At 63.4% G+C, this 12560-nt stretch carries 12 protein-coding genes; 7 read left to right on the plus strand and 5 right to left on the minus strand.

Annotated elements, in window-relative coordinates; genetic code table 11:
* Nucleotides 1-48: 48 nt before the first annotated feature.
* Entirely contained in the window at nt 49-1545 is a 1497-nt protein-coding gene (locus ACVWVY_RS32060; RefSeq protein WP_456630131.1) for a CoA-acylating methylmalonate-semialdehyde dehydrogenase, read from the minus strand.
* A gap of 101 nt (nt 1546-1646) precedes the next feature.
* Between ACVWVY_RS32060 and ACVWVY_RS32065 the strand changes: the two genes are divergently transcribed.
* Nucleotides 1647-2579 (plus strand): LysR family transcriptional regulator, encoded by a 933-nt coding sequence (locus tag ACVWVY_RS32065; RefSeq protein WP_456630132.1) that lies wholly within the window; start codon nt 1647-1649, stop codon nt 2577-2579.
* 92 nt (nt 2580-2671) lie between these two features.
* Here ACVWVY_RS32065 and ACVWVY_RS32070 read toward each other — a convergent pair whose 3' ends face one another.
* A complete protein-coding gene (locus ACVWVY_RS32070) occupies nt 2672-3292 on the minus strand; it encodes a TetR/AcrR family transcriptional regulator (RefSeq protein ID WP_456630133.1) in 621 nt (206 codons plus the stop codon).
* Nucleotides 3293-3354: 62 nt separating this feature from the next.
* Complete coding sequence (locus ACVWVY_RS32075; RefSeq protein ID WP_456630134.1) at nt 3355-3891, minus strand: PaaI family thioesterase; 537 nt, start codon at nt 3889-3891, stop codon at nt 3355-3357.
* A gap of 141 nt (nt 3892-4032) precedes the next feature.
* Between ACVWVY_RS32075 and ACVWVY_RS32080 the strand changes: the two genes are divergently transcribed.
* The 4 genes from ACVWVY_RS32080 to ACVWVY_RS32095 all read left to right on the plus strand — a co-directional run bounded on the left by ACVWVY_RS32080 (nt 4033) and on the right by ACVWVY_RS32095 (nt 8255).
* Complete coding sequence (locus ACVWVY_RS32080) at nt 4033-4803, plus strand: enoyl-CoA hydratase (protein WP_456630135.1); 771 nt, start codon at nt 4033-4035, stop codon at nt 4801-4803.
* A gap of 12 nt (nt 4804-4815) precedes the next feature.
* On the plus strand, nt 4816-6507 hold the full coding sequence (locus ACVWVY_RS32085) for an FAD-dependent monooxygenase (RefSeq protein WP_456630136.1): 1692 nt from the start codon (nt 4816-4818) through the stop codon (nt 6505-6507).
* Nucleotides 6504-6689: a hypothetical protein gene (locus tag ACVWVY_RS32090; RefSeq protein ID WP_456630137.1), complete on the plus strand. Its 186-nt coding sequence runs from the start codon at nt 6504-6506 to the stop codon at nt 6687-6689. The genes ACVWVY_RS32085 and ACVWVY_RS32090 overlap by 4 nt, the downstream gene beginning before the upstream one ends.
* A gap of 279 nt (nt 6690-6968) precedes the next feature.
* A complete protein-coding gene (locus ACVWVY_RS32095; protein ID WP_456630138.1) occupies nt 6969-8255 on the plus strand; it encodes an MFS transporter in 1287 nt (428 codons plus the stop codon).
* A gap of 112 nt (nt 8256-8367) precedes the next feature.
* On the opposite strand, the gene ACVWVY_RS32100 is transcribed toward ACVWVY_RS32095, so the two are convergent.
* Nucleotides 8368-9927, minus strand: coding sequence for an acyl-CoA carboxylase subunit beta (locus tag ACVWVY_RS32100; RefSeq protein ID WP_456630139.1), 1560 nt, complete (start codon nt 9925-9927; stop codon nt 8368-8370).
* Nucleotides 9857-10834, minus strand: a complete 978-nt coding sequence (locus ACVWVY_RS32105) for an IclR family transcriptional regulator (protein WP_456630140.1) — start codon at nt 10832-10834, stop codon at nt 9857-9859. Before ACVWVY_RS32105 ends, ACVWVY_RS32100 begins: the two co-directional genes overlap by 71 nt.
* Before the next feature lie 132 nt (nt 10835-10966).
* On the opposite strand from ACVWVY_RS32105, the gene ACVWVY_RS32110 reads away from it, so the two are divergent.
* Both ACVWVY_RS32110 and ACVWVY_RS32115 read left to right on the plus strand, forming a co-directional pair.
* Nucleotides 10967-11188, plus strand: coding sequence for an acetyl-CoA carboxylase biotin carboxyl carrier protein subunit (locus ACVWVY_RS32110; RefSeq protein ID WP_456630141.1), 222 nt, complete (start codon nt 10967-10969; stop codon nt 11186-11188).
* Nucleotides 11189-11348: 160 nt separating this feature from the next.
* Nucleotides 11349-12509 (plus strand): TAXI family TRAP transporter solute-binding subunit, encoded by a 1161-nt coding sequence (locus tag ACVWVY_RS32115; protein WP_456630142.1) that lies wholly within the window; start codon nt 11349-11351, stop codon nt 12507-12509.
* The last annotated feature ends 51 nt before the right edge of the window (nt 12510-12560 follow it).

Genomic DNA, 12560 nt, shown 5'->3' on the forward strand with positions numbered 1-12560 from the left:
ATATGGATTGCTTCGCTGCGCTCGCAATGACGGCCGGGGGCTATACCGTCAATTCATCGTCGGGATTGAGAACTCCGCGCCCTCCTTGACGCCGGACGGCCAGCGCGAGGTGATCGTCTTGGTCTTGGTGTAGAAGCGGATCGAATCCGGGCCATGCTGGTTGAGATCGCCGAAGCCGGACTTCTTCCAGCCGCCGAAGGTGTAGTACGCGATCGGCACCGGGATCGGCACGTTGATGCCGACCATGCCGACGTTGACCTTGGCGGCGAAGTCGCGGGCGGCGTCGCCATCGCGGGTAAAGATCGCAACGCCGTTGCCGTAGTCATGATCCGACGGCAGTGCGAGGGCTTCCTTGTAGTCGTGGGCGCGCACCACGGACAGGACGGGACCAAAGATCTCTTCCTTGTAGATCCGCATGTCCTTGGTGACGTTGTCGAACAGCGAGCCACCGAGATAGAACCCCTTCTCGTAGCCCTGCATCTTGAAGCCACGGCCGTCGACGGCGAGCGTCGCGCCTTCCTTGACGCCGATATCGATGTAGCTCTTCACCTTCTCGACCGCTTCGCGCGTCACCAGCGGACCGTAATCGGCGGACGGATCGACCGAGGTGCCGATCTTGAGCGACTCCACGCGCGGGATCAGCTTTTCCATCAGGCGGTCGGCGGCCGTCTTGCCGACGGGCACCGCGACCGAAATCGCCATGCAGCGCTCGCCCGCCGAGCCATAGCCGGCGCCGATCAGCGCATCGACGGTCTGGTCCATGTCGGCGTCGGGCATCACGATGGCGTGGTTCTTGGCGCCGCCAAAACACTGGCAGCGCTTGCCGGTCTGCGCGGCGCGCTCGTAGATGTACTGCGCAATCGGCGTCGAACCGACAAAGCCGATCGCCCTGATATCCGGATCGTCCAAAATGGCGTCGACCGCCTCCTTGTCGCCGTTGACGACGTTGAGCACGCCCGGCGGCAGACCCGCCTCGATCATCAGTGCCGCCAGCATCATCGGCACGCCGGGATCGCGCTCCGATGGCTTCAGGATGAAGGCGTTGCCGCAGGCGATCGCGGGCGCGAATTTCCACATCGGGATCATCGCCGGGAAATTGAACGGCGTGATGCCGGCGACCACCCCCAGCGGCTGCCGCATCGAATAGATGTCGATGCCGGGGCCGGCGCCTTCGGTGTATTCGCCCTTCATCAGATGCGGAATGCCGCAGGCGAATTCGACGACTTCGAGGCCGCGCTGGATATCGCCCTTGGCGTCGGGAACGGTCTTGCCGTGCTCGCGCGCCAGCATGTCGGCGAGCTTGTCGTAATCGCGTTGCGCCAGTTCGAGGAACTTCATCATCACGCGCGCGCGGCGCTGCGGATTGGTGTTGGCCCACTCGATCTGGGCGTCCCTGGCGTTCTCGACGGCGGCCCGAACTTCGGCCTTGGACGCCAGCGCCACCTTGGCCTGGACGTCGCCAGTCATCGGCTCAAAAACGTCGGCTGTTCGCCCCGACGTGCCCTTGACCTCTTTACCGCCGATGAAATGTCCGATTGAGCGCATGAATTTTCTCCCTGAAGGCCCGGCTGGATCAGCTTGGAGCCCTTTTTGACCTGCATTTCTTAGGATACAAGTCCGATATATTGCACCATAGATGTGCGGAAATGCTGGATCAAGGCACCAAGACGCAAGGTACCAAGACGATCGACTGGGATGACTTCCGTTTTGTCCTGGCGATCGTCCGCGGCGGATCGGTTTCCGCTGCCGCCAAGCAGCTTGCCGTCGATCATGCCACAGTGATCCGGCGTGTCGACCGGCTGGAACGGCATCTCTCGGCAAAACTGTTCGATCGCCGCAAGACCGGATATCTCCTGACCGAGGCCGGCCAGCGCGTCGCCGACAGCGCGGAAGCGATGGAATCGACCATCGTCGCCAACCAGGAGGCGGTCGGCGGCTCGCGCGCCCAGCTGACCGGCACCGTCCGGATCGGCGCCCCCGACGGCTTCGGCAGCCATTTTCTGGCCTCGCGGCTGGTGAAATTCACCGAGCGGTATCCCGATCTCGATTTGCAGCTCGTCGCCACCGCGCGGCTGTTCAGCCTGTCGAAGCGCGAGGCCGATATCGCGATCAGCCTGACGATGCCCAAGGAAGGCCGCATCGTCGGGCGCAAGCTGCTCGACTATAGCCTCGGGCTCTATGCCGCACCGGCCTATCTCGATCGCGCGCCGAGGATCGTATCGCGAGGCGACCTGCCAGGGCATCGCTTCGTCGGCTATATCGAGGAATTGCTGTTCACGCCCGAACTGGACTACCTGCCGCAGGTCTCGCCAAAGATTTCCGCCAAATTCCGCAGCGCCAATCTGATCGCGCAGCTCAACGCCACCATCGCAGGCTTCGGCATCGCGGTGCTGCCACATTTCATGGCAACGGCGCATCCGGAATTGCGCCCGGTACTGCCTGATGAGATCAGGATTTCGCGCAGCTTCTGGATGCTCATGCACGCCGACAGCAAGGATCTGGCGCGGATCAGGGCCGTTGCCGATTACATCCACGAGACGGTGGAGAGCGAACGCGCGCTGTTTGGCGGCAAATTGTAGGGTGGGCAAAGCGAAGCGTGCCCACCATTCCAGATGACATCGCGGAAAGATGGTGGGCACAGCGCAAGAGCGCCTTTGCCCACCCTACGGCGCTAATTCACCTTCGCCCGCGCCTTCTTCACGGCGGTCTTCGTCGCCTCGGTGCGTGCCACTGCCGCCTCGCGGCCGGCGGCGAGGATTTCGTCGGAGAGTTCACCGCTGCCCGCCACGCGGGACATCACCAGGGCGCCCATCATGGTCGCCAGCGTGCCCATGGCCTGCTTGCGCGCCGCCTTTCGCGGCACATCCAGAATCTGTTCGGCCATCACATCGATCAACTGCTCGAGCTTGGCGCTAAAGGCCTTGCGGGTTTTGGCGCTTTCACGGGCGATCTCGGCGCCGAGCGTGGGGACCGCGCAGCCGCGGCCGGGATCATCGCGATGCACCGTCGAGACGTAGGCATCGACGATCGTCGAGAGCCGCTTCTCCGGCGGCGTTTCAGCGGCGATCGCGCGCCAATGCTCGACCGAGCGGTCCATCGCGTAGGCAAAGGCCTCGACCACCAGCGCCTCGCGGGAATCGAAATGCGCGTAGAAGCCGCCATGGGTCAGGCCGGCCTCCTTCATCAAGTCGGCGACGCCGATGCCGTGCGCGCCCTTCTCGCGAAGCCGCACCGAGGCCTTCTTCACGATCCGCGCGTGGGTATCCTGCTTGTGCTCTTTCGAATAACGCATCCACCCGTTCCATTAAATGTCTGTAGTCATATAATAGCAGTGGCGCACGCGAAAAGCTGCATCTATTTCGCTTTTTCACCGCCGATCATCGTGAATGTGGCGGTCGCGTGCACTGCAAGATTGCCCGCGCTGTCGCGGACGAAGCCTTCGGCATAGCTGGTCTGGCGGCCGAGTTTTACCACCTTGCCTTCGGCCGAGACCGTGCCCGATCGTACCGACAACGGCCGCAAATAGGTCAGCTTGAGGTCCAGCGTGACCGAGGACTGCCCCGCCGGCTGCATGGTGGCAATAGCGCAACCCATGGCGGTATCCAGCAGCGCCGCGGCGGTCGCGCCATGGAGTAGTCCGATGGTATTTTCGAGGCTCTCGTCTGGATCCAGTTCCATGACGATCCGCCCCTGCTCAGCGATGCGCATCTCGAAACCGACCAATCGGGCCATCGGCGGCGGTGGCAGGATGCCGTCGCGGATCGCGCACATCGTCTCCAGCCCGGACATCCCGGAGGCCACTTTCGCCACTGGCCCCGGCGCCTGCCACTCCACCACCCGATGCCGCCGCGTATCGAACGAAAACAGATCGACGGACTCGGTTATGGTCATGACGGCTCCTTTGAATGATGATCGTCATTCTACATTGGCGCGTGCCGCCGCGCAACGCCCCTCGCACGCCCTGCCCTTGACAAGCCAGCGGATGTCCTTGGAAGTGGCGCCAACCGCCAGAACAAGTCCGGGAAAAATAAAATGGAAATGCTCAATCCGCATTGCGGAGTCGACCGTGACAGCCGAGGTGTCGTCCGCCTCTCGATCTGCAATGCGGGCTCCCTCAACATCCTCTCCTCCGCCGTCACCGATGGGGTCCGCGAAGGGTTCGAGAAGCTCGCCACTGAGCCGGACATTCGCGCGGTCATCCTCGCCGGCCAGAGCGAGAAGAGCATGATCGGCGGCGCCGACATCAAGGAGATGGCGAAGCTCGACCAGAAGTCCGCCGAAGCCTTCATCACGCGGCTGCGCGACCTCTGCGAGGCTGCGCGCAATTTTCCGTCGCCGGTGATCGCGCGGCTTCCCGGCTGGTGCCTCGGTGGCGGCCTCGAAGTCGCCGCGGCCTGCGATTTCCGGATTGCCGCTCACGACGCCAAGTTCGGCATGCCGGAAGTGCGTGTCGGCATCCCCTCGGTGATCCATGCCGCGCTGCTGCCGCGGCTGATCGGCTGGGGCCGCGCCCGCTGGCTGGTCATGACGGCGGAGAATATCGACGCGCCGACCGCGCTCGCCTGGGGCCTGGTCGACGTGGTGGCGAAGGAAGATGGGCTCGATGCCGCGGTCGAGGATACGGTCAAGGCGCTGCTCGAATGTGGTCCCGAAGCGCTGCGCGCGCAGAAGGCGTTGCTGCGCCAATGGGAGGAACTGCCGCTGACGGAGTCGGTGAACTTGAGCGTCGGCGTATTCGGAAAGTCCTTCCTGACCGGCGAGCCACAACGGCTGATGCAGGGATTTCTCGACCGCAAGAAATAGACGGAGGGCGCCATGAGACCTGCCGGCAAGGGAGCGTTGGAGTCGCTCTACTTCGACTATCCGCGGTTCGCAGCGCGTCGCGTTCCCGAACTTGACGGCGCCACGGCAAGGCATCCCGTGCTGATCGTGGGCGCCGGCCCGATCGGCATGACCGCGGCGCTGGTGCTGGCGCGCTACGGCATCAGGAGCGTGCTGATCGATCGAAAGGACACATTCAATGACGGCAGCCGCGCGATCTGCATCGCTCGGCCCAGCATGCACATTCTGGAGCGGGTCGGCGCGGTCGCGCCATTTGTCGAAAAGGCGCTCGGCTGGCGGTTCGGCCGCAGCTACTATCGTGGCGAACAGATTTTCCGGCTGGAGATGCCGCAACCGCCGGGCGAAAAATATCTGCCGATGTACAATCTGCAGCAGCAGTACATCGAAAAGTTCCTGCACGACACGGTCGCCGCCTGTGAACTCATCGACATGCGCTGGCAAAGCGAACTAACCGGCCTCGAGCGTCACGTCGACGGGATTTCTGCCCGTGTTTCATCGCCGGAGGGAACCTACTATCTCGACGCTCTCTATCTGCTGGCGGCCGACGGCGCGCGCTCGCCGATCCGATCGATGCTGGGCTTGCGCCTGAAAGGCGACAATTACGAAGGCCGGTATGTGATCGCTGACATCCGCATGGATCATGATTTCCCGACCGAGCGGCGGGCGTTCTTTGAGCCAAGCGGCAACCCCGGCGGCACTGTACTGATCCACAAGCAGCCGGACGATATCTGGCGCGTGGACTACCAGCTCCGCGAAGGCGAGAGCGAGGCAGATGCCCTGAAAGAAGAAAACATCCGCGCGCGCGTCAGCGCGATCCTCGCCGATATCGGCCACACAAAACCGTGGGAACTGGAATGGTGGAGCGTCTATTCCGCCAACACCCTCTGCCTCGACGACTACCGGCACGACCGCGTGTTCTTTATCGGCGATGCCGCACACATCGTGCCGATCTTCGGCGTGCGCGGGCTGAACAATGGCCTGGCGGATGCCGAAAACATCGGCTGGAAGCTGGCGCTCGTCCTCCACGGCGAGGCAGACGACCGGCTGCTCGACAGCTATTCACCGGAGCGGCGCGGCGCCACGCTCGACGTGTTCGCCAACGCGACCAAGAGCACACGCTTCATGACGCCGCCGACGCGCGGCTGGCGACTGGCGCGCGAGGCTGCACTTTCCCTCAGCTTGAAGCACGAGTTTCCTCGGGGCCTCGCCAATCCGCGCCAAATGCAGCCCTACACCTATTCGGACAGCGTGCTGACACCCTATGCCGGACGCGATGCCGGATTTGCCGGCGGGCCGGTGTGCGGCAGCGTCGCGCCGAACGCAAAGCTCATCGATGGAACTCACCTGCTCGATCACACCGGCACCGGCACGACGGCGGTCCTGTTTTGCGGGGCGCTGGCCACCGCCGAACAGGCGGCATTGCTCGAACATCTCCGCCGGGTCGACAAGCGGTTTGCTGCAATTGTGATTGGCTCGGAGACCCCCATACCCGGCGCAAAGACCATTGCGGACCAGGACGGGGAAATCGCCCGGATATTCGCCGCCGAGCCCGGCACGATCTATCTGCTGCGACCCGACCTTCACATTGCCGGGCGATGGAAAGCTGCCGTCCCCTCCGAGATACTGAAAACCGCAGAAATTTGCCTGGGAGGCGAGACGCCATGAGCGCGATGCCCTTCGAAGACTTCGAGTCTGCCTATGAGACGCTGGCGATGGCGATCGATTCAGCCGGAGCGGAGCGTGAAGCCCTGTTCTTGACGCGGCTGGCGTTGGTACTCGGCCAGGAGCTCGGCGACATCGTGGCCTTCAGGAAGGCTATTCAGACGGCGCTCGAGGGTCTGGAATAGCGATGCCCCGCGCGGTGGCTTGCCCCTGATCGATCAATTTCTCTCATGCGAATGGGCAAGATTTTTCATGGGATGATCCGTTGCGATTTTTTGCAGCGCATAATATTATAGCTATAATCTAATTTCGGAGTCGGACCCGCGCGCGGATCGATCCTGGCGCTCATGCTTCCCCGTTATGTCCTGAAATGAGGGAAGTATGACATTCAAGTCAGACCGCCATCACGTCAGAATACGCAAGCCAAACCAGGCAAATCTTCCCACCGCAATCACTGAGGCCCAATGATCTCGAACTGGCTGTCAGCCACCCTCGCCCGCCGCAACATCCACTACGGCTGGGTGATGGTCGGCGTGACCTTCCTCACCGCCCTGATCTCGGCCGGCACGGTCGGCGCGCCCGGCGTCTTCATCGTGCCGCTGCAGAAGGAATTCGGCTGGACCACGGCGGAGATTTCCTCGGCGCTGTCGATCCGCTTCATCCTGTTCGGGCTGATGGCCCCCTTCGCCGCCGCGCTGATGAACCGCTACGGCCTGCGCAATGTGACGCTGTTGGCGCTGCTCATCGTCGTATCAGGGCTGGTCGCGTCGCTGGCGATGACGCAGGTCTGGCAGCTGATGCTGCTGTGGGGCGTGGTGATCGGGCTCGGCACCGGCATGACGGCGCTGGTGCTTGGCGCGACGATTGCCGCGCGCTGGTTCGTGGCCCGGCGCGGGCTGGTGGTTGGCATCCTCACCGCGAGCGTTGCGACCGGGCAGCTCGCCTTCCTGCCGCTATTGGCGAGCCTGACCGAGACCTACGGCTGGCGGCTCGCGCTGGCGCTGGTCTGCGTGATGCTGGGCGTGGCGGCCTTCGCCGTACTCATGGTCATGCGCGACCGGCCGAGCGATGTCGGCCTGCGGCCATTCGGCGACGAAGGCACCGAGCCGCTACCCGCGCCTCCCCCCAACACCACGCCGATCATGGCGGCGGCGCTCGGCACCCTGCGCGACGCCTCGAAGTCGAGCGTGTTCTGGATCCTGTTCGCCACCTTCTTCATCTGCGGCGCCAGCACCAATGGCCTGATCCAGGTCCATTTGATTCCGATGTGCCTCGATTTCGGCATTCCGCAGGTGCAGGCGGCGAGCCTGCTCGCGGCGATGGGCATTTTCGATTTCGTCGGCACGATCGCCTCCGGCTGGCTCTCGGACCGCTATGACAATCGCAAGCTGTTGTTCTGGTACTACGGTCTGCGCGGCCTCTCGCTGTTGTTCCTGCCGTTCTCCGACTTCACGCTCTACGGCCTGTCGCTGTTTGCGATGTTCTATGGCCTCGACTGGATCGCAACGGTACCGCCGACGGTGCGGCTCACGGCGCAGCGGTTCGGCGCGGAGCGCGCGAACCTCGTGTTCGGCTGGATCTTTGCCGGCCATCAACTGGGTGCGGGTGTCGCAGCGTTCGGCGCCGGCCTGTCGCGAACGGTGCTGCAGACCTACCTGCCGGCGTTCTTCGTTGCCGGCGCGCTGTGCATCGTCGCAGCGCTGATTGTGCTGGCGATCTCGCGGCCGAAGCCGTTGGTAGCGGCGGAGTGAGTATTCGTAGGGTGGGCAAAGGCGCATTTGCGCCGTGCCCACCATCTATAAACTCGCGGTATCTAAATGGTGGGCACGCTGCGCTTTGGCCACCCTACGGCCTGTGCGCCGACTACGGCCGCGTCGACATGTTGGTCGGCGGGCCAACGCTGCGGATTGGCTCCGCCAATCGCGCGAATTCGCACAAGAGCGAACGCGTCTTGCGCGGATCGATCACTTCCTCGACCCAGAACTTCTCGGCGGAACGGAACGGCGAGCGCAGCTTGTTGAGGCGCTCCTCGATCTCCTTCAGCTTCGCGGCCGGGTCATCCGCTGCGTCGATGTCGGCGCGGTAGGCCGCCTCGATGCCGCCTTCCAGCGGCAGCGAGCCCCAATAGGCCGACGGCCAGGCGTAGCGCATCGAATAGCGGTTGGCGGGCTGATGCACGACTCCGGCAACGCCAAAAGCGTTGCGTATGATGATGGTGCACCAGGGAACGGTCGACTGGTTGACCGCTGCCATCGCGCGCACGCCGTGGCGAATGGTTGCCGACTTCTCGGCCTCGAGCCCGATCATGAAGCCCGGACAATCCATCAGATAGACCACCGGCAGATGGAACGTCTCGGCGAAATCGACCCAGCGCACCACCTTCTGGCAAGCTTCCGCCGTCCACGAACCGCCATAGTGGAAGGGATCGCTGGCCAGCAGCAGCACCGCACGGCCTTCTAGCCGGGCAAGCCCCGTAATGACCGGTCGGCCGAAATTGGCGTTGACCTCGAAGAACGAGCCCTTGTCGACGACGGCGTCGATGATGGGGCGCATCTTGTAGACCTGGCGGCGATTGCGCGGCACCGCCTTCAACAGCGAGTCTTCCGCGCGTTCCGGGTCGTCGGTGCAGGGCGTGGTCGGCGGCAGGTCGTACACCGATGACGGCAGATAGGACAGAAAACGCCGGGCGCGTTCGAACGCCTCCTCCTCGGTATCGACGGCATCGTCGACGCCGCCGGCACGGGTCTGGATCTCGGCGCCGCCGAGTTCCTGCTTGGTCAAATCCTGGCCGAGGCGCTTCACGACCGGCGGACCCGCGACAAACATCGCGGAGCTCCTGGTCATGATCGAATAATGACTGGCGGCAAGCCGCGCCGCGCCAAGGCCTGCGACCGAGCCGAGGCCGAGACCGACCACCGGAACACGCGCCATGTTCGCGGTCGTAAACCAGTACCAGCGCGTGCCGCCGACCCCGCCGGGCAGATTGGCAGCCCCGCGCGTTTCAATCGTTTTCACCGAGCCGCCACCGCCCGAGCCTTCGATCACGCGAATGATCGGCAGGCGAAAATCGTGCGCCATTTCCTCGGCCATCAACGGCTTGGCCGAGATCGAGGCGTCGGCCGAACCGCCGCGCACGGTGAAATCGTCGCCGACCACCACCACCGTGCGGCCGTCGATCTTGCCGCGGCCGAACACGCAGTTGGCCGGCGTCAGGTGCTTGAGTTCGCTGTTTTCGTCGTATTCGGCGATGCCGGAAATCGCGCCGATCTCGTGGAAGGAATTCTTGTCGATCAGTCCGTCGATGCGCTCACGAACCGTGAGCCGGCCCTGGTCATGCTGGCGCTTGACCTTGTCAACGCCTCCCATCTCGCGCGCGAACGCTTCGCGCCGAGCGAGGTCGTCGAGCTCCGGCTTCCAGTTCATTCGTATCCTCCGTCTTGATGATCTTGTTGTTATTGCGGGTCGGCACCGGAAGCGGCTTTCTTTCGATACGGTTGGTGAAGATGTCGCCCTCGGCGCCTTCGAGCAGGCTGCCGAGCGCCGCACCGAGCTGGAGCATCTGCGGCGCCGCTTCCTTGTGCAACCGCTTCTCATCGAACATCGCCGAGAGCAGGCCGATGGTCGCGACGACGAAGGTTTGATATTGCGGCGACCACACCGGCACCGCGCAACCGTTGATATGCGGGCTCCAGGTGCCGCAGCCCACGACATAGCCGTGCTCGCGCAAATGGCGGCGGTTGTCTTCGATGCGCGTCTTCAACAACCCCGAGTTACCCGGGATCTCGCGCTCCATTTCGGCTATCAAGGCGTCGCCGACATCGGCATCGAGCGCGGCGGTGTAGGCAAAGCCGGCCGCGGTGTTCGTCATCGAGATGCGGCTGCCAGTGCCTTCGTGCAGGCCGAGCGCGTTCGCGGCGCGCGCGAATTCGAGATAGACCAGATGGAAGCGATCGGGGATCACGAAGCCGACGGTGCCGGGCAATTGATCGGCGACGTCCTGCAGCCGCAGCCGGATCAGGTTGCGAAGCTGCAACCCCTTCATCATCGAGGTGCTCATCGCCACCGCGCTTGGACCGATACGGTATTTCTGGTCGCGCGGCAGATAAACCAGCTGGCCCATCCGCGTCAGCGTGTGGGTGAGCCGCGATACCGTTGAGCGCGGCAGACCACAGCGGCTGGAAATCTCCAGATTGCCCAGTCTGGCGTCTTGACCCTCGAAGCAGCGCAGGACGTCGAACGCCCGCGACACCACCTGGATCACATCACCCTCGCCTGCGAGATCGCTGGCGAGCATTCCCTGCTTGCTTAGCCGTTCCGAGCGTCTTCCCATTTTTTTGGCTCCATTCCGCTCTGCGGAATAAAATTCCACTTGCAGAACAAACTACCTCAGGCAATCTGCCGCCACAACAAAAAGCCGTTCACCAGGACAGCCAGTCCGTCAGACGGTCCCGGGAGAACGGCAATGCCAGACATCAAGATCGTCACCGAAGTCGCCGGGCGCGTGTGCGCTCTCCCCGTCACAACCGGCGGCAATATCGGCGACGGCGACGAGATTGCTTTCGTCGAAGCCATGAAGATGGAAATTCCGGTCACGTCGACGACGGCAGGAAGAATCAAGGCTATCCTGGTCAAGCTCGACGACGTCATCGCTGAAGGACAGGTCGTCGCAATCATCGAAGCTTAACAAAATCACGGCATAGACATGCTTGCGACGATTCCGCGACAATCTGTCCAGCTCGGCTGTTGACGTTTGCGCACCTAACGTTGCCATCGCCTGCAGCCGATGACATGATCAACGCTAACGAGTGACTTTCGCACAGCGAAAACTATCTGAGGGGAAAACTATGATTCATCGGTTGAAGGCGCTCGCGCCAATTACCCTTGCAGGCGTCTCGCTGCTGGCCTCGCCGGCCTGGTCCGACGACGTCAAGCTGCCGCCGACCATGGTCGTCACCGCATATGACACCGGAACGGCGGGCTTCAACATCGCCGTCGGCGTCGGCAAGATGATGAAAGACAAATACGGCACCGATGTTCGCGTGCTGCCCGCCGGCAACGACGTAGCGCGACTGGCGCCGCTGCGCGCCAAGCGCGCGGCCATATCCGCGATGGGCTCCGGCACTTATTTCGCCCAGGAAGGCGTGTTCGAGTTCGGTACCAAGGAATGGGGTCCGCAACCCCTGCAGCTCGTGCTGTCCGTGGTCGATTGCAACGCAGGCTCGCTTGGTGTCGCCAAGGATACGGGCGTGACCGAGATCAAGCAGCTCAAGGGCAAGCGCGTCGGCTTCGTGGTCGGTTCGCCGGCGCTGAACCAGAACGCGCTCGCTATCCTGGCCTTCGGCGACCTCAAGCAAAGCGATGTCAAGGTCGTCGAGTTCTCCAGCTATGGCGCGATGTGGAAGGGCATGGTCAACAACGACGTCGACGCCGCCTTCGCCACCACCATTACCGGCCCGGCGAAAGAGCTCGAGACATCGCCGCGCGGCATCGTCTGGCCGCCGCTGCCTCCTGGCGACAAGGCCGGGTGGGAGCGGGTGAAAAAGGTCGGCTCGTTCTTCTTCCCGCACGTCGCTACCTGCGGCGCCGGCATCTCCAAGGACAAGCCGGTTGAGCTCGGCAACTACCCCTACCCGATCTTCATGGCCTATGGATCGCTGCCCGCCGATGATGTCTACGCCATCACCAAGGCGATGATCACGGGCTACGACGCTTATAAGGACTCCGCGCCGGGCGCGACCGGTCTTGCGGCCGATCGCCAGACCAAGAACTGGGTGGTCCCGGTCCATCCGGGCGCAGCCAGGGCCCTGAAGGAAGCCGGACAGTGGAGCGACGAACAGGAAGCCCATAACAAGGGATTGCTCAAGCGCCAGCAGGTATTGGCGGCGGCATGGACGGATTTCACCAAGTCCAATCCGCCTTCGGACGACAAGGCGTTTCTCGACAGCTGGATGAAGGCGCGCGCTGCGGCGCTGACCAAGGCCAGCATGGCGAACGGCTTTGAATAGCCCGTTTTCGGAATCGCCCCGGGCTCGATTGCAGCAGCTATTGGAATAGAT

It is taken from the genome of Bradyrhizobium sp. URHC0002 (genome assembly GCF_054059515.1).